Consider the following 16,717-nt stretch of genomic DNA (forward strand, 5'->3'; position numbering starts at 1 on the left):
AATCATGAGGTGAGCGTAATGACTCAAATATTAACCCGGGATCAAGTTCGTTTAATCGAGCAATCGGAAATGGATTATATGGCAGATCGAATGCGGGCGATTGAAGAGAGGGAAGGGAATCCGGAGGGAGTAGAAATCAAGCCGTTTGGTCAGGCGATAGCGATCTATAGCAGGACGATGCCTTGGCCCGCATTCAACACGGTCAAAGGTTTGAGTTCGGACGATATCGATTGCCTTGATGTGATTGTAGATTTTTATAAGTTGAGAGGGCGTAAGCCGCAGTTTGAAATTGTCCCCTCAAGGGTGAATTCAGGAATCTTAGAGGAACTGGCTAAGCGCGGGTTTTATCAGTCTGGCTTTCATACCTCAATGTACTATTCCCTGGAACAGCTGCCGCCGGATGGGCGAGATAGCGGCATTGAGATCAAGGAAATTTTAGAGGAAGAGTTCATGACTTATGCTCTGATCCATTGCCGGAGCACAGGACTTCCGGATGATGGCATTCCGTATGTCGCTGACAATAACCATGTGTTATACACGAGGCCGGGATGGAGATTCTTCATGGTTCTTCCGAGTGGTCATTATGGATACCTTCGCAAAAGAAAATCTAGCAGATTTAGTAGAAGATATTGAACAGGAGATTAGCACGAAAGAAGATTATCTCAAGCTGGACTACGATAGCCTGGGCGTTGATAGATACTTTTTGCTTGCGATAGCGAATAAACAGATAATTGGAACTATTGGAGTCTGCTCTTGAATGTATTGCTTTTGTCTTTAAGGAACTTGACCACCGGTTCGTAAACTACTGGAGTGAAGGAAACGACCATATGATCTGGAGACGCATAAGTGACATTCCTGTGATCTTTAAAATATAGAAGCCCTAATATTATAGCGACAATAAATAAAACAGGCAGTCAGAACTTTACGTTTTGACTGCCTGTTATTCTTTGTGGAGTTACTTCTCTATAGAACTTAATGTCTTGGCAATAAGCTGAGCGTAAGCCTGCGAGCCTTCTTTGGTTAAGTGAACCCCATCCTTAGCAAAATACTCATCATGATTCTCGCTGGCGCTGTACCAGTTAACTAGCGTAATGCCAGATAAATTTGCAGAGATATCCGCCAACAGTTTATTAACTTGGCTCTCCCATTTTCGAGGAACCCGTGTATTGATAAGAACGATATGTTTGACATTCTTCAATGACCCGAGACAGTTCTCTAGCTGCTTCTTATTGAACACGCCGTTGGTGCCTAGGCCGATAACGACAGTATCGCCGAGCTTGCGCCGCTTCTGAAGCTGGGTAAGGAGCTTGGAACCGCTCGACATCTGCCGTCCGATCTCCGCATCAACCTGGATGCCGGGCAGCAGTTCTTCCAGGTAGGGCCCACCATCAAGCATTACCGAGTCACCGATGGCGGTGACATTTCCCCAATCCGATTTAGAGGATTTCACAGGTTTAGACGCTTGAGAGCTCTTGCCAGATTCCTTGGAAGCTTTCGGTTGAGCAGCAGGTGAACCGGCTTCCTGCTTCGTCGTCATATCCTCCGCTTTAGGTCCGGAGCCCGGATTTGTATTCACAGTAGTAGAATCACCGTCCCTAGTTTTTTCTTTTTCAGCGGATATTGGGGTTCCATCCGTTCCATGGGATGCATTGGTGTCTCCTTGGTCCGGTTTCTTAGGAGGGACGGGTTGATCCCCTCCCTGCTTGGAATCAGGTTGCGCCAGAGCAGGTACGGAGACAACCTCCCTAGCCATAGAAGCTGTGGCCGGAATATGCAGGATCATGCCGGATACGAACAAAATAATAATGATGGCGGATAACGAGCTGATCGTCCATTGTTTGACGGATAATTGCTGACGATTCCATGTAAATTTCTTGATCTGCTTGAGAGCGGTGGACAATTGTCCGCGCCGGATCGGTTCTTCAACATATTTGTAGGACATCGCGGCAAGAATAACGCTCGCCGTTACTTGAGTCAAAGCTAACTTCCAGTTGTATGCGCCTGTGTTCACGGTAGGTTTCGATAGGACGATAATCGGATAATGCCATAGATAAATTCCGTAGGAGCGCATGCCAATCCAGCGCAAGGACTTCAGGCTGAACAACTTGCTAATCCATGTAAATGGATGGATAAGGGCTATAATGACCATTGCCGTAGAAATCGCCGCCAGCATAAATCCACCGCGATAGAGAAAATCATCAAACTCATTCGCTTGCAGCAGTAAGGCAACAATAGCAGCCAAGCCCAGCCAGCCGATCCATTCGCAGGATAGCCGGGTACGCCGGGAAGGGTTCGTGATCATGCCTTGACTAGGCAACATCAGCGCCAAAGTGGCTCCGATCAGCAAGGCGAACACCCGTGTGTCGGTCCCATAGTATACTCTGCTTGGGTCGCTGCCTGGCTGGTACAACAAAATCATAGTCAGCATGGAAGCCAATGCGAGAGATAGGGTGATGAGAACCATTTGAATTCGTTTCGGTGTAAAACGTAAGCCTAGAGTTAACAGCAGCGGCCAGATTATGTAGAATTGTCCCTCAACCGATAGTGACCAGAGATGGATCAGTGGTGCAGGCGTGCTGTATTGCTCAAAATAGGAAACCTGATGGAAGATGAGCCGCCAATTGTTGGCGTAGACCATTGCCGATCCAACGTCGCCGCGCAGTGACTGCAGCATACTGTGGTCGAATAGCGTGGCCCAGGCGACCACAACCATGAGCATAACGATCAGAGCGGGGAACAGCCTGCGGAAACGTCGTACCCAGAAGTCGGATAGATCAAGCCTTTGCCTGTCGCGGCGTCTTTCAATGAGCAGATTTGTTACCAAATATCCCGATAATACGAAGAAAATATCAACGCCGAGGAACCCGCCCGAAATTCGCGGAATGTCCAAATGATAGGCGATGACTGCGATAATAGCCAGAGCGCGGAGACCGTCCAGCCCGGCGATGTAACGTTTTTTTTCGTTCGCTAATGGAGTAGACATAAACAAGATCCCCCGCACCGATTTATCAGGATTTCCCTGGATATTAACGGAAGTTCATAGGGATCCAACGTTAACCTTATCTTTTGTTTTGAGCTTGCAGACTTCAACCTATTTTGCACCACTTTTAATCCATCCTCTCTCATGCTGTCACAATTGATGTGTTCTCATTATAAAACGTTGCGGGATGAGTTTAATGACAATCAGATTACGATTGGAATTCAAAATTTTAACACATTTTGGTTGTTTATTTAACTGGAAAGAGGGCGGATTACCATGAATATTTAAGTTCCTAAGCTAAATCCGATCCTCACAATTTCCACATAAATGGGGTCTACAATTTCTCTTGAGGAGGAGATTGCTATGAAATCAAAATTTGTTATCGCCTTGGGTGTCATTGTCCTGACTTTAGGAATTGGCACGGCTGCGTATGCTGCGGGAGAAGGACAGGGCTTATGGGCGTCCTTCCAGGACATGCTTCCTCATATGAGGGCTGTGCATCCTGATCTGTCGGATCGGCAGCTGGAGAATATGTATCAGAGCTGTCATGGCAACAGTGGACAAAATGAACGAGGGATGATGCGTTCCGGCAATGCGCAGTCCGGTGGTATGATGCAATCGGGATTCTAAACTATGGATTCTCTGTGAATCCAGGGGCGAATAATCAGGTGCCATCTGAGAAATGCGATACCAAGACAGGTGGAGCTGCCAGGGAGGTTGCAGCTATGGATAACCTCAGGCAGCTCCTTTCTTTACATAAATTTGCGTAATCCTATTCAGACTTTGTAATTTCAACAAGCTTTCTACATAACTGATCACTACAATAAGGGCATTCAAATAAAAAAGGAGAGGTTCATTGATATGGAGTGGTCTTGGTTGCTTGTATTGGTCTGTCCCTTGATGATGATATTCATGATGTTTGGTATGAAGGGCTCACACTCGCATGGACATGGGCAGGGGCAAGCTTCACCTTCAAACGTAGATCAGGGAGTGCAGCAGCAGTTAAGTGAACTGCGGGAACAGAACGAACTGCTTCGCAGAGAGGTCGAGAAGCTGTCAAGGAAACCGGTGTAGTCAGGCACGCAGGATTGAAGGATCAATCCTTAAGTTCTAAAGCCATCTAATTATTTGTCAGCAGCGCTATACTATATAATAGAAGTTGTTTAAAAAGTCCATCTTTAATAAGAAAACCAATCGTGGCCAATTCAAGGCTGAGCGAACGCGATTCAACGGTAGGTTTTCTTGCGATATAGAATTTCAGTCAGCTCCGCTGATAACTTATAAATTCGATATCTAACACGAAATCAATCAAGAACCTAATCAGCATCGAATCTTGAATTTAGCCAGGCCTCTGGTGCTTACACACAAACTGCGTACGCTCCGCTCTTTAAACCCTAGCTTTATCCAATCTTCCCGGTGCTGAAAACCGGCCTTTTGAACACAACTAAATAGGAGCAATGGAAGCAGGATCGTGAATAGCGGCTGTTTGCGGCGAGGCAATAAGGGATGGTGAGCAGGATGTCAAAATTGCAGATTTTAGTTGTCGATGACGAATGGAATATGCGTAATTTGCTGCGTATTTATTTAATGAAGGAAGGATTCGAAGTTAAAGAAGCATCAAGCGGCATGGAGGCCCTGACGATGATTGATCAGCATGAATTTGATCTTGTGCTGCTGGATGTTATGATGCCGGATATGGATGGTTGGCAGGTTTTAAAGGTGATTCGTGCGAAGAGCAATGTAGGCGTACTTATGCTGACGGCTCGTTCGGAGACGAAGGATAAGGTCTATGGACTGGGGATGGGCGCCGATGATTATTTGACCAAGCCGTTTGAACCCGAGGAGTTGATTGCCAGAGTCTTCTCGTTGATCCGGCGTTCTGTCATTACGCAGTCTTCAGTGGCACAGGAGCAGACGCTTGATTTTCCGGACTTCAGGATTCTGCCTGATGCTCGCGAGATTTACATCCATGACCAATCGGTGGATTTTACCCCTAAGGAGTTCGACCTGATGGTGGTTCTGGCAGGGAATCAGCATCGGGTATACAGCCGGGAGGATCTCGTCAACCTGATCTGGGGGTATGATTATGACGGCGATTACCGCTCGGTAGATACCCATGTCAAGAATATCCGTGAGAAGCTGCAGCGGGCCGGATTAGTCTACAACCCGATTCAGACAGTGTGGGGAGTAGGCTATAAATTCAATGCAGATGGTGCGAACCATGCTAAAAAATAAAGTCGGAATGAAGCTCGGCTTCGTCATTATCGCCGTGTTTATCGTCGTACTGAGCATCCTTGGCGCGACGATCGATCGGATGTTCTCGAATTTCTACACCCGTGAAATGAGTACAGAGGTCGATGAATTGACCACACATTTCGCTATGATGGCACAGACCCCGGATGCACCGACAGAGCAAATGCTGCTTAAATTCGCCGATTTCTCCAATGTCAGCATTTTCTACGTCAATAAAGACGGGAAAGTGCAGGATTACTCCGGAGAGGAAGAACTGGCGGATGCTTTGTTCATACATCAAGGAGATATCAAGACGATTTTTTCCGGCCGGACAATACGCCTGAAATATGAGGCCGCGAGTGGCAATCGTTATTTTGTAACAGCGAAGCCGATTGTCAAGGAACTGGCGGGAGAGAGTCAGGTGATGTCGGCGCTTTATGTACTGTCATCGTCCAAGCATATGGATGAATCCATTGCCGCGATGCGCAGGCTGCTCGTTCTTTCAGGAATCGGCGCCTTTCTGCTTGCGCTTGGTATTACCTGGATTGTGGCTCATCTGCTGTCCAGACCGTTGCTGCAAATGCAGCAGGCGACGCGCAAGATCGCTGTCGGGGAGTTGGAGACGAGGCTGGACATTTCCCGTGATGATGAGATAGGTTCTCTGGCAGCGGCCATTAATAATCTGGCCGAGGAATTGCAAAATTACAGGGATACGCGGCAGGAGTTCTTTGCAAATATATCACATGAGCTGCGCACTCCGATTACCTATCTGGAGGGATATTCCAAGGTCATTAAGGAGCGGCTGTACAGTACAGAGGAAGAGCGTGATCAGTATCTGGATGTGCTCCATCAGGAAGCGAAGCGCCTCCAGCATCTCGTTGACGATTTGTTCGAATTGTCGAAGATGGAGGAGGGTAAAATCAGTTTGTCCCTGGAGTGGATTGATTTGAGCGAAGTGATCGATAATGCGGTCCATAAAGTGCAACTAAAAGCAAGCGATAAAGGGCTTGCGTTCAGCACCTGCTTGAATCGCAGCACCGCCTGGGTTTACGGTGATGGGCTGCGCATGGAACAGGTGATCCTCAATTTGCTGGAGAACAGTATCCGCTATACAGAGCAAGGCGAAATCAGCCTTACTTTGGATCAGACGGACCACTATGTATTCGTGACAGTTAAGGATACAGGAATCGGCATCGCAGCAGACGAGCTTCCTTATGTATTCGAACGCTTCTATAGAGTCGAGAAATCCCGTTCCCGTCAGCATGGAGGGACCGGTCTTGGATTATCCATCGCCAAGAAGCTAGTGGAACTGCAGGGCGGGGAAATAGAGGTAAACAGCAGGCTTGGCGAAGGTACGACTTTTGAGATTAGATTCAAGCTGGAGGAACAGGGGGAATCGGCATGAAGCGGGTGGATTGGTTGATCGCTATGGTGATTATCGCTATGGGACTAATTTGCCTGTTTGTCTCAGCCAACATCTCCCGCGACATGTCGATTCTCCAAATCGCCAAGACGATGGGCAAATACTGCCTGAAAATGATGGTGGCGGCTGGACTGGTCGGAGGGATTTATTGCTTGCTGAACCGTTCCAATCGACAATAATCGTGTTGATCTGGAGTAGTTAAAGAGTCTCTTTTGCCATACAGAGGCTCTTTCTTTTTTGATTGTTATCAGTCCCGTTGGTAAGGATTCCTTGCCTTATTGTCGATTTACTAGTAAACTGATGGTGACCAAGCTTTGAAATTCACAGGATAATACGAACCTTGATCAACAGCCTTTAGAAAGCCAGGTGATACGTTGAATAAGCGAGGATTCACAGAAGACAACCGATCAGCGCTGTTAATATGGCTGCGACTGGCCCGGTTCTATCAACGAAGCAATCAGCTTTCGAATGAGCTGTTGCAGCATTTTGGAATTACCGCAGCCCAGTTCGATATGCTTGCCCAGGTGATGATTTACCAGCCGGTGGCTCAGCTTGAGCTGGCAGAGCATCTGACGATCAGCCGCGGTGGTGTATCTCATATGCTGGCTCGCTTGGAGAAAGAGCAGTTCATTGTTCGTGAGCAGCAGTGGAAGGTGAAGTACATCTCACTGACGGACAAAGGCTTGGCGTTGATGGAGCAAGTGCTGCCGATTCAATCGGATTTCCAGGCTTCCATGTTTGAGGTGCTGGATGAAGCAGAACAGAAGAGCTTCCTGGGGATGATGACGAGGATTCACAGGCATAGCGTCCGTAAAAAGGTAGATGAAGCAATGCTGCCGCACCGATAGTGCATTGATTTTTTGGCCGAATTTTATCCCAAGTGATACCGGTTATAATCATTATTTATTTGCCCGTTTACCAGTAAATGAAGAGGAGGGTATTCATATGAAGACAAGTTCCGTATTTCAACGTCATATTGCGGAGGTCAGAAGAGTGAAGCTGGACACGGTAAGTCCGATTCATTCGGCAGGTCCGGTGCTTGAAATGGGGAAGTGGGAGAAGAATGACCCCTTCCTGATTATGATGGAGGACAAGTTCCGGCGCGGCGCCTTTGATGTCCATCCCCATCGGGGGCTGGAGACGGTCACGTTTGTGATTGATGGCTCGATAGAGCATTATGATAGTCAGAGCGGAGATGGCGGTGTACTCGGGCCTGGGGATGTCCAATGGATGACCGCAGGCAGCGGAGTCATGCACAATGAGCAGCCGTCGGAAGGGGTAACCGCCCATTCTCTACAGTTATGGGTCAATCTGCCTCGCGATCAAAAAATGAGCGCGCCGCGTTATCAGAATCTCAAGAGTGCGGATATGCCGGTGCGTGAAGAACATGGCGCTTTGATCCGGGTCTTCTCCGGCTCCTCGCATGAGGTCGTATCGCAGACACTTAATCACATTCCCGTGACGATGGTTGAGGCAATTATGGAACCCGGTTCGACGGTGACTCAGGATTTGCCGGGCAGCTATAACGGCTTCATCTATATCATCCAGGGCTCGGGCGTATTTGGCAGCAGCAAGACCCCGGCGCATCAGGGCCAAATGATGTGGCTGGGTCGCGGCCGCGATGGGGAGGCAAGTGAGATCGAGATTACGGCGGAAGAGCCGTTAAGATTCGTCTTATATGCAGGGGAGCCTGTACGCGAGCCGGTGGTAGCTCACGGCCCCTTCGTAATGAACACGGAAACCGAGATTGTCGAAGCCTTTCGCGACCTGCGGCAAGGTACTTTCCTGAAGCATTCCTGAATAGGGGTTGCGGGATCGTATAAAATACAGAGAGCCTCTCCTGGAAACAGGAAGGCTCTTGTTCAATTTGGCTCGTTATTCCGAAAAGATTATGTTAAAAGGATTGACTGATTTGGGTTGTCTTCTCCGGGTTTCATGGATTAATAAACCTCTGCATCGATCTCCGTCTGTGAATCGGGAGCCTGTCCCCCTATTTCAATTATCATCCGCAGAGGCAAGCAGATAATCACATCCCCCGGTTTTGTAATCTGTCCGAAGGTGAAGCAAATCTTCTGTGGGCAGTCGGATTCGATAACCTCGATGCCATAGTCATGAATCTTGAGCCGATCATATCCGCGTGAAGTTTGCACCTCGACATATTGCGTCTCGGCAGTGAGTTCTACGGTTTTGTAGATTTTATTGTCCACTTTAATTGTGGCATGGTAATTTCCGGTGGGGTTAACTGTTGCTTCGGAGCTGCCCAGCACCCATCTTGCGCCAAGGATGAGGAGAGCGATGGATAGTATGACAGCGATCAGTACAAGATCGCCTTGCTTAAAGGTTCGATGAATCATAGGGGTCATCTCCAGCAGAAGTTCATTTCACCCCGTTATTTTATTATGAAAATATGTGTTTTTCGTGTGAGAATGAAGTGCTTCCGCGGTTTACTTCTTAGACTCATTAACTTATGATGGGGCTATGAATGATGAGATAGAGAGGATTGTGGATATGGAGCTTACAGAGAGTAGACTGATAAAGCCGGAGGCAATGATCTTCGATATGGACGGAACGCTGTTCATGACGGAGACATTATTGTTGCCGGCGTATCACCGCATGTTCGACCAGCTGCGGGAAGAGAAGCTGTATATGGTGGAAACTCCGCCTGAGCATGTCATTCTGGGTTGCCTTGGCATGCTGCTTGATGATATCTGGAAGAAAGTCATTCCCGATGCCAGCGAGGCAGCCCGCCAGCGGGCAAATGAGTTGCTGCTTGATTTGCAGCTGGAGGATTTGCAGAAGCATCATTCGAAGTTATATCCCGGTGTACTGGAGACGCTAACCGAACTGAACAAGCGGGGGGTTAAGCTGTTCGTAGCCAGTAACGGACTAGAGCACTACGTAAAAGGGGTAGCCAGAGCCCATGAGATTTCCCCGCTGTTTGAAGCCCTTTATAGTGCCGGTGAGTATGAGACAGCATCCAAGGTGGATCTGGTGAAGCTGCTGCTGGACAAACATCATATACATCATGCCTGGATGGTAGGGGATCGCTCCTCGGATGTAGAGGCTGGCAAGAAGAATGGACAAATCGTCATTGGCTGTGCCTATGCGGGCTTCGGGAACGGGCAGGAGCTGGAAGGATCGGATCGCTTGATTGCGAACTTTACGGAGCTGCTGAAGCTGTACGATCATGCAATTACAGAATAATATGAGTATCCGGGCAAAATAAAGAAGTCGCTCCTTTAAGAAGGGGCGACTTTATGTTTATAGAACCACAGTGCATATTCCAATGGCCTGACAATTGAGCGATGATAAGCCTCGGGATCACCGGACTGGATGAACACCTCTCGCGCAGGTTTTGGATTGACCTCAAGAATAAAAATTTTTCCATTCTTATCGATGGCCAGATCGAGAGCCAATTCGCAGAGCGCACCGTACGACTCTTCCAGATACGCCGCAGCCTCCACGCTCAGCTTCTCGGCCGTACGGCGAATTTCCAGGCGCTTCTCTTCATTTGGAGCAATTTGTCGCAGCAGTGTATTCATAGACACTGCCTGACCACCACCATGCAGATTGGAGGTGATGCTGCGAGGAGGACCGACGCGTCCGGCACATCCGGTTACGTCCCAAACCCCTTGCCCATTCTTCTGGACCAGCATGCGGTAATCATGAACCCTGCCGCTTGGCAGTTCAATTTGAATTCCCCGCTGGGCTACAAAGCGCTTCCCTCTCTTCCAACCGATCAGAAAAGGGACAAGTCGCGATTTATGAACCTTCTGGGCAGGGATAATCTGGCGATTCAGCCTTCTTCCTTGAATATAGAAGGTATCCTTCCCTAACTTTTCTACCCTTAATATGCCTCTTCCGCCAGTACCGTTGATCGGCTTGATATAAATGGTCGGATAGCTTTTGAGCAGCGAGTTGACGTTAGCGGAACTGTGAAACAGCGTTGTCTCGGGCAGATAGGGGCGGAATCTCGACTTGCGCAGCAAAGTTTGATATACGGTCCATTTATCCCGAAGCGGACGATTCAGGAAGTTCATGTTTTTATATTGCGCGCGGAATCTCTTTAATTGTTCGAAGCGTATGCTGCGTTGAATCCGGCAGCGATCGTAGATCATATGCGGAAAGCTTCGCCATTTCCGCGACCATTTCCGCTGCTTGGGATCATAGATCAGCGCGTGAATCATATTCTTCTTGGAGTCAACGTCCATGGGAGTAAAAACGAACACATCTAATCCGAGCTTCTGTCCTTCGGAGATCATTCGTTGGTAGATGTGCCGTTCCTCAAGCTGTTTCTTATTATTTAAATACAATGTCAAAATGCCAAGAACGGGTTGTGCCACTTGCATATTCACCTTCTTTGAGCGAGGTTGGCAGCAAATTTCTGTTTTCCGTTAGACTCTGATAGCCCAAGCATGGGATCCTGTGATGATTCTTGCAGGAGCAGTCCGCGTTTGCCGCCATGGATTTTAATCAAGCCCTTGGCACAGAGTCCGGCCCGGAATCCCATTTGCAGAGCGCCGAGATCATCCAGGGCAATCTGACAGGTCAGCGAACCGAGGGCGGCAAGCTGCTGCTTGAGCAAAGTTGTTCCAAGACCGATCCCGCGGTATAGGGGGTGAACCACAACGATGCAAAGGTCCTGCCCATATCCTGCTGCGCCGGAGAAAGCGGCAATTCTCGGGCCGTCTTCTGCCTGGACTGTAACTAGCTGCAATAATGTGCCGGGTTTGCTCAGATCCCGATAGCTAAGCATCAGCAGCTCATGGTAGACATTTCGGTACAATCGCTTGCCGGCACACCTGTTGATAAATGCCAGAATGTCGCTTTGCTGTCTCTTCCAGTCCATCTCGTTGTCAGGCTTTAAAGTTAACCAGTTCATCTTGGGTCCATCCCTCCTTGCGGATGTTATTTATCCTGATGCGCCAAATAATTGCTGAATTGGAAGACACGCTCCAGCGATTTTCTGCGAATATGGGTTTCATCAAATTTCATCGGTTTTGCGTTTGCTTCGAAAAACCAAATTTTCCCCTCAGTATCGATTCCCAGATCCATAGACATCTCCCCCAACGTGTGACCGCAGCCCCGCTCCACCTGCTTGGCGATAAGCAGCGCGCTCGATTTAAGCCGATTGATCAGGAAGGTGGTCATGTCGGAGCCGAAGGTTGGAGTTAGCAGCTTATCGGGATCCTCCACGCTTCCTCCTTGGGGAACATGAGTTGTAATTCGGTGCGGTCCGGCCAGACGGGCACCGACCCCGGTTATGCTCCATACGCCCTTTCCGGTCTTCTGCACCAGCAAACGCAGATCGAAATGACGATCCATATAGGAAGTAAGCGGGATGCCTTGCTGCATAATGTAAGGCACGCGAACCGTCTCAGCTCTAATTCTCCGCCACATCGTTGCAACATTATCGGTGGCATAGATTACATTTTTCTTCCGGGTCCCCTGGATCGTTAACTGATAAGGCTTAGGACTGTCGGGATTATATCTCAGCAGCATAATGCCTTTACCGGCTTTGCCGCTCTCCGGTTTCAAATACAGGCTTCTGTACTGCCTTAGCATAGTGAACAATGTCCTTGGAGAGCGCATTCTCTTCGTATCCGGAACAAGACTGCGGGTGGAGCGATTCTTCTTCAGCCAGTCGAACAGGCGCCACTTATTGAAGAAGTACGGGTTAAACAATTGAATGGAATGATGCTTGATACATTCGTCGATTTTACGTTTTACTTGCGGCTTATTTTCGTCTTCTCGCAGCGGAATCCGGTTATATATGACATGGGGCAGAGGGAACCATTGCTTCTTCCAGGCTTTCTCCTCTGGACTATAGGAATAGCCTTGCACCTTTTTCGCTGACAATTTCAAATCCTTGGTTGTGAGAATATAGACAGGGAATTCAAGCTCCCTGCCTGTCTTCACGAGATCGCGAAAATTGGCGCGGTTCCCTCTGAATTGTTTTTCTTTGTCATGTACCGTGAGTATGGCGATGACAGGCTTCTGGTCAGCTAAAAGATGACTCATTAGCCATCCCTCCTCCGGAATTTGCTCAGATACAAGCAATGTTCCAAAATGTGCTCAATCGAGGCTCTGCCTTCTGCGCGGAGAGAGGGGTGCTTGAATATCGACCTTCCCGGCTTGGCATTCGCTTCGAACATCCAGACTCGTTCGTCCTTATCGATTCCGATGTCGAATCCGATCTCTCCGAGCAAATGCTGATGGTGGGCTTCGATCGATTCGGCGAGGTTAATTGCGACTACCTTGGCATTTCTAAGTACATCATCCGCTCTTGCGCCAAAGGCTCTTCCGAGGGCCTGCTCCGGAGTTAACAGTGAGCCGCCGTTCTTCAGATGTGTCGTCACGCTGCCCTTGCCTGCCTTCTTAGCACCAATGCCCACGACGACCCATTGGTTGCGGCCATTCTTATGCATATGGAATCTGAAATCGATCGGGCAGCCATCGATTTCTACCAGTCGAATTCCCTGCTGGGCGACATAACCGCGCAGGGCGCGTCCGTGCCTCGCCTGAAGCGTACGCATCAGGCTGCCGAAGGAGTTGAAGCGCAGCAGGGCATTGCGCCCGTTCTTGCGGTACCTTGCATAATATCCGTTCTTGGCCACATGCGACAGGCGGTAAATGCCGTTGCCAAGGCTGCCGCTGCTCGGTTTATAGTAGATCAGTGCATGACGATCCAGCAGGTCTTTAATCTGCTCTGGTGAAGGACTATTGATCGATTCAGGAACGAAACGACTGACCAGCGTATCTCTCTCCAGCAAGCGATAGATATCGGATTTATTGAAGAAGCTCCAGTTGAAAAACGGGATTCTGCGGCGGATAAATCGTTCACGCAGTTGATTGATAGAATTCGTCGTCTCCGCACGGCGACTTGGCAACCGATTGTAGACAACATCGGGCAACGGGACTTTCTTGCGCGTGAAGCGCCCGTTCTCGCCGAGGAAGAATCCGTTAATGGTCTCGTTAGTCCAATTAATATCTCTCGGTGTGAAGGCGAAGATGTAGAATTGCTTGCCGCCCGAGGTCAGCAGTTGCTTGATAAAACCGGTCCTGGACCCGAAAGGATGGGTTGAGGATGAGGTTGGGCCATCGGAGAGTACGCCGATGAGCGGACCGATCTGAACCTCGCCTTCCTGAGCGCGCAGGAACACGCCGCCGGCCTTCGGAATTTTAATTCCTTTGCGAATTCCAGAGGCCAGATATAGATGTTTCCCTGTTTTGTTAATGGACTTGACTGTAGCGGGAACTCGTTCTCCGCCGAATCTGAGGTGGACCGACTTTTTTCCCGACAGCTTCAGGTTTTTCATTAAGGAGCCGGACACGTAGACGACCCGTTGAGGCTGCTGCGTGAAATGGACGTTGCCAAAAGTCAAACTCATGAATTTTTTCCTCCTAAAAATACGTGGTTCAAAAAGTCAGATATTGGGGTCTAACGGTTTTTCCGAGCCACATTCAGGATTTGCTATGCAATAAATAGCGAGCGTACCCCATTGGATTTTGTATCGATTTTCTGGCGCTTTTCATATCGCCGATTTTTACAAAGGAAGTGCGCCCTGGTTTGGAGTTAACCTCCAGTATCCATATTTTCCCTTTCCGGTCGACACCGAAGTCGATGCCCAGCTCTGCCAGACGGCCATAGTGGGCTTCCAGGGCTTCCGGGATCTCCGCGGCGAGTTCTTGAATTATTGTGGCTATCTTTCTTCCAGCGCCGCTCCCATACTGTTCAATCAGGAAGGGAATCGCCTTATGGGCTGTTCCGCCGCCATGCAGATTTGAAGTGACGGACTGCTTGCGGCCGACCCTTGCCGCCATACCGGTCTTCTCCCAACGGCCGGTCTCGTTCTTCTGCATCAGTACTCGGATGTCAAACGGCTCGCCTTCCGCATTGCTAAGCTCCAGATAGGGCTGGAGCAGGAAGGGGCGGCGTCCGATGAATTTATCGATCCATTCCAGGCCTTGCTTCAGACTTAGGAAGCGACGGTTAATGACATTGTTATTTCCGGCTCTCCCGGTGATACAGAGCTCATCTCCGAATGTCGACATCTTGACGTGCAAGGTCCGTCTGCCCTGTGTGCCCAATTGCGGCTTAAGGAATGCTTCTCCTTGGTGGGCATGCAGCCATTCGGACAATGCGCTTGAACCCTGATATTTTACGGTTTCCGGCAAATAGGAGGTGAACTTAGGATATTTGCCTAGCGTCCGGTATACGGCCCATTTTCCTGACAGGCTCCGGGTCAAATAGATAAAGGGATGGTTCTTCTTCAGCAAGGAGAGAGTCTGCTGCTTCTGATTCAATTGCTTGCGGTCACGGGAAAAATAGCGGTCATATACGATATCCGGCGGCGAGCACCATTTTCTTCCCCAATGTCCATCCTCATAGAAATAGCCGGCTACAAGTCCGCTATCCGGATTGACGGAGACCGGGCTGAATACATAGACCTCAAGCCCCTCTCTTTCTCCCATAATGCACAGATTGCGGCAGAAGGCCGGTTCAGCGAAAGGAAGCGTTCCTTCGCTGCTTGCTACCAGAATGCCAACCGCTCCTTTTGACAGCTTAGTCAAACTTCTCTCCTCCTTAGAATCCGGACAAATAACGGGCATATTCAATCACTTGCTTCACAGAGGGACGGATTTTGCTCCCGCCCATGGGGGTGTTATCATTCTTGGATGGCTTGGAATTCACTTCAAGCAGCCAGATTCGACCATGATGATCCACAGCTAGATCGATGCCAAGCTCTCCGAAATGGGCCGAAATCTGTGCATCAACGCCCCTGGCAATATCAAGCGCTGCTTTGCGCAGCTGAGCGCTGACCCGGGATTTGACCCCGATGGGAAGCGAGCTTCGAGAGACAGCCTCCTTGACGGTGCTAAGCGATCCTCCGCGAGCCAGATTGGAGACAAAATGCTGACTGCCCGCTGTCCGGGCTACGATCGAGGTAATGTTCCAGGTTCCGCTTCGATTCTTCTGTACCAAGGCGCGAAAATCGACTGGACGCCGATCGCTTTCGATGAGAACAAGTCCCTGCTGGATCTGGTAGCGTGTTGTCTTCATCTTGGGCGATATTGCAGAATACAGCTTGGTGAGCGAAGGGTAGACCTGTCGTTTGGTTCCCCCGACCAATGCGGTCATCGATTGGTACGCCCCGCCTTCTAATCGGGAGATCCGTATGATGCCTTTGCCCAGACTTCCTTTGACCGGCTTGAGGAAGACGATCGGATGCTTGCCGCACATCATCTTCAGCGTAGAGTAGCCGCGGAACAAATGGGACTCTGGCAAGTAGCGCGATACGGATGCGTCTCGCCCCAGCGCGTCGAAGACTTCGGTTTTGTCGAGGAATTTTTCATTGAAGAAATGGCTTCCGTAGCTGGATTTTACTTCTTTCATAAAATGCTGTACGCTAGGTTTATTCTCTAATTTGCGGGTTGTCAGACGATTGTAGAATACGTCTGCAGCAGGCACGGTGATTTGCTTCCATGCTTCACCGAAGACCCAGCCTGACAAAGATTTCGAACTCGTTCCAATATGATCCGGTGTGAAGAAATAAACATACACTCCCTGACGCTGGCAGGCTTTCACGAGCTCTCTGCAGAACATCGTAATGGGACCGAAGGGCCTATCCGAGGCTCCTGCATAATCTCTGCTGATTAACACTCCGACGAGTGGACCAAACTGGAGAGTAGTGGAGTGCGGACGGTAGCTGAGCCGTAACGAGGAACGGGGCAGAACACCCATTTTCCCGGCCAGTTCTTGACTGATTCTTACGCCATCGAATCTGGCCAAGGGAATGACTTTAACGGTGTGCCGGAATGAGCCGAATGCGAGCTGCACCGGGTAATGGGTCGGGATTTTCCATTGCCGTATCAGCTGTTCGCCTAGGACGAGATAATCATTATCCAGCAGATTCGGGCTCATAATCTGAATCTTTATTTTTTTGGAGGGCATGAAGCGTAAGTCTCCTTCCAAGCTTAAGCTTGATATCCTGGATGCTAATAAGGGTATCTGCGTAAGTGCATGTAATGCATCATATGAGGACATAGAATCCTTGGTGATTGACCCATGTTTGATTTCA

17 protein-coding genes are annotated in these 16,717 nt (G+C 49.2%); 9 read left to right on the forward strand and 8 right to left on the reverse strand.

From position 1 onward, the window contains the following. The first annotated feature begins 18 nt into the window (after positions 1-18). Entirely contained in the window at positions 19-633 is a 615-nt protein-coding gene (locus tag DMN77_RS12555) for a hypothetical protein (protein WP_179015231.1), read from the forward strand. Between the two features lie 322 nt (positions 634-955). On the opposite strand, the gene DMN77_RS12560 is transcribed toward DMN77_RS12555, so the two are convergent. Then, complete coding sequence (locus DMN77_RS12560) at positions 956-2,983, reverse strand: acyltransferase family protein (protein WP_179015233.1); 2,028 nt, start codon at positions 2,981-2,983, stop codon at positions 956-958. 360 nt (positions 2,984-3,343) lie between these two features. On the opposite strand from DMN77_RS12560, the gene DMN77_RS12565 reads away from it, so the two are divergent. The 7 genes from DMN77_RS12565 (at position 3,344) to DMN77_RS12595 (ending at position 8,435) form a co-directional block, all read left to right on the forward strand. After that, on the forward strand, positions 3,344-3,610 hold the full coding sequence (locus DMN77_RS12565; protein ID WP_179015234.1) for a hypothetical protein: 267 nt from the start codon (positions 3,344-3,346) through the stop codon (positions 3,608-3,610). A 231-nt stretch (positions 3,611-3,841) separates the two neighbouring features. After that, positions 3,842-4,054 (forward strand): DUF2933 domain-containing protein, encoded by a 213-nt coding sequence (locus tag DMN77_RS12570; RefSeq protein WP_179015236.1) that lies wholly within the window; start codon positions 3,842-3,844, stop codon positions 4,052-4,054. Positions 4,055-4,498: 444 nt separating this feature from the next. Beyond that, entirely contained in the window at positions 4,499-5,215 is a 717-nt protein-coding gene (locus tag DMN77_RS12575; RefSeq protein ID WP_068780276.1) for a response regulator transcription factor, read from the forward strand. Further along, positions 5,202-6,617, forward strand: coding sequence for a sensor histidine kinase (locus tag DMN77_RS12580; RefSeq protein WP_179015237.1), 1,416 nt, complete (start codon positions 5,202-5,204; stop codon positions 6,615-6,617). Before DMN77_RS12575 ends, DMN77_RS12580 begins: the two co-directional genes overlap by 14 nt. Continuing rightward, a complete protein-coding gene (locus DMN77_RS12585; protein WP_068780278.1) occupies positions 6,614-6,814 on the forward strand; it encodes a hypothetical protein in 201 nt (66 codons plus the stop codon). The genes DMN77_RS12580 and DMN77_RS12585 overlap by 4 nt, the downstream gene beginning before the upstream one ends. Positions 6,815-7,009: 195 nt before the next feature. Next, positions 7,010-7,483, forward strand: coding sequence for a MarR family winged helix-turn-helix transcriptional regulator (locus DMN77_RS12590; RefSeq protein WP_082790054.1), 474 nt, complete (start codon positions 7,010-7,012; stop codon positions 7,481-7,483). A gap of 97 nt (positions 7,484-7,580) precedes the next feature. After that, positions 7,581-8,435 carry a pirin family protein gene (locus DMN77_RS12595; protein ID WP_179015239.1) on the forward strand — a complete coding sequence of 285 codons (855 nt, stop codon included), beginning with the start codon at positions 7,581-7,583 and terminating at the stop codon, positions 8,433-8,435. A 140-nt stretch (positions 8,436-8,575) separates the two neighbouring features. Here DMN77_RS12595 and DMN77_RS12600 read toward each other — a convergent pair whose 3' ends face one another. After that, positions 8,576-8,989, reverse strand: a complete 414-nt coding sequence (locus DMN77_RS12600) for a NusG domain II-containing protein (RefSeq protein ID WP_179015240.1) — start codon at positions 8,987-8,989, stop codon at positions 8,576-8,578. A gap of 154 nt (positions 8,990-9,143) precedes the next feature. On the opposite strand from DMN77_RS12600, the gene DMN77_RS12605 reads away from it, so the two are divergent. Beyond that, positions 9,144-9,839, forward strand: coding sequence for an HAD family hydrolase (locus tag DMN77_RS12605; protein ID WP_179015242.1), 696 nt, complete (start codon positions 9,144-9,146; stop codon positions 9,837-9,839). Between the two features lie 35 nt (positions 9,840-9,874). Here the strand turns inward: DMN77_RS12605 and DMN77_RS12610 are convergent, their stop codons facing one another. The 6 genes from DMN77_RS12610 to DMN77_RS12635 all read right to left on the reverse strand — a co-directional run bounded on the left by DMN77_RS12610 (position 9,875) and on the right by DMN77_RS12635 (position 16,590). Further along, complete coding sequence (locus DMN77_RS12610) at positions 9,875-10,984, reverse strand: YheC/YheD family endospore coat-associated protein (protein WP_218652949.1); 1,110 nt, start codon at positions 10,982-10,984, stop codon at positions 9,875-9,877. A 2-nt stretch (positions 10,985-10,986) separates the two neighbouring features. After that, positions 10,987-11,517, reverse strand: a complete 531-nt coding sequence (locus tag DMN77_RS12615; protein WP_068780282.1) for a GNAT family N-acetyltransferase — start codon at positions 11,515-11,517, stop codon at positions 10,987-10,989. 26 nt (positions 11,518-11,543) lie between these two features. After that, positions 11,544-12,656: a YheC/YheD family endospore coat-associated protein gene (locus DMN77_RS12620; RefSeq protein WP_179015243.1), complete on the reverse strand. Its 1,113-nt coding sequence runs from the start codon at positions 12,654-12,656 to the stop codon at positions 11,544-11,546. Then, positions 12,656-14,026, reverse strand: coding sequence for a YheC/YheD family endospore coat-associated protein (locus tag DMN77_RS12625; RefSeq protein ID WP_068780284.1), 1,371 nt, complete (start codon positions 14,024-14,026; stop codon positions 12,656-12,658). Before DMN77_RS12625 ends, DMN77_RS12620 begins: the two co-directional genes overlap by 1 nt. A gap of 73 nt (positions 14,027-14,099) precedes the next feature. Then, on the reverse strand, positions 14,100-15,209 hold the full coding sequence (locus tag DMN77_RS12630; RefSeq protein ID WP_179015245.1) for a YheC/YheD family endospore coat-associated protein: 1,110 nt from the start codon (positions 15,207-15,209) through the stop codon (positions 14,100-14,102). A gap of 13 nt (positions 15,210-15,222) precedes the next feature. Beyond that, the gene (locus DMN77_RS12635; RefSeq protein ID WP_068780286.1) at positions 15,223-16,590 is read right to left on the reverse strand and encodes a YheC/YheD family endospore coat-associated protein; all 1,368 of its coding nucleotides are present in this window, start codon (positions 16,588-16,590) and stop codon (positions 15,223-15,225) included. Between the last annotated feature and the right edge of the window lie 127 nt (positions 16,591-16,717).

The sequence above is a fragment of the Paenibacillus sp. 79R4 genome (genome assembly GCF_013393165.1).
Lineage (GTDB): Bacteria > Bacillota > Bacilli > Paenibacillales > Paenibacillaceae > Fontibacillus.

Bases quoted from the DNA above. Each gene is read 5' to 3' on its own strand.
- DMN77_RS12585 (WP_068780278.1), top strand. From the start codon at position 6,614: ATGAAGCGGGTGGATTGGTTGATCGCTATGGTGATTATCGCTATGGGA.
- DMN77_RS12575 (WP_068780276.1), top strand. From the start codon at position 4,499: ATGTCAAAATTGCAGATTTTAGTTGTCGATGACGAATGGAATATGCGT.
- DMN77_RS12615 (WP_068780282.1), bottom strand. From the start codon at position 11,517: ATGAACTGGTTAACTTTAAAGCCTGACAACGAGATGGACTGGAAGAGA.
- DMN77_RS12635 (WP_068780286.1), bottom strand. From the start codon at position 16,590: ATGCCCTCCAAAAAAATAAAGATTCAGATTATGAGCCCGAATCTGCTG.
- DMN77_RS12560 (WP_179015233.1), bottom strand. From the start codon at position 2,983: ATGTCTACTCCATTAGCGAACGAAAAAAAACGTTACATCGCCGGGCTG.
- DMN77_RS12580 (WP_179015237.1), top strand. From the start codon at position 5,202: ATGCTAAAAAATAAAGTCGGAATGAAGCTCGGCTTCGTCATTATCGCC.
- DMN77_RS12595 (WP_179015239.1), top strand. From the start codon at position 7,581: ATGAAGACAAGTTCCGTATTTCAACGTCATATTGCGGAGGTCAGAAGA.
- DMN77_RS12625 (WP_068780284.1), bottom strand. From the start codon at position 14,026: ATGAGTTTGACTTTTGGCAACGTCCATTTCACGCAGCAGCCTCAACGG.
- DMN77_RS12570 (WP_179015236.1), top strand. From the start codon at position 3,842: ATGGAGTGGTCTTGGTTGCTTGTATTGGTCTGTCCCTTGATGATGATA.
- DMN77_RS12565 (WP_179015234.1), top strand. From the start codon at position 3,344: ATGAAATCAAAATTTGTTATCGCCTTGGGTGTCATTGTCCTGACTTTA.
- DMN77_RS12600 (WP_179015240.1), bottom strand. From the start codon at position 8,989: ATGATTCATCGAACCTTTAAGCAAGGCGATCTTGTACTGATCGCTGTC.
- DMN77_RS12605 (WP_179015242.1), top strand. From the start codon at position 9,144: ATGGAGCTTACAGAGAGTAGACTGATAAAGCCGGAGGCAATGATCTTC.
- DMN77_RS12620 (WP_179015243.1), bottom strand. From the start codon at position 12,656: ATGAGTCATCTTTTAGCTGACCAGAAGCCTGTCATCGCCATACTCACG.
- DMN77_RS12555 (WP_179015231.1), top strand. From the start codon at position 19: ATGACTCAAATATTAACCCGGGATCAAGTTCGTTTAATCGAGCAATCG.
- DMN77_RS12610 (WP_218652949.1), bottom strand. From the start codon at position 10,984: ATGCAAGTGGCACAACCCGTTCTTGGCATTTTGACATTGTATTTAAAT.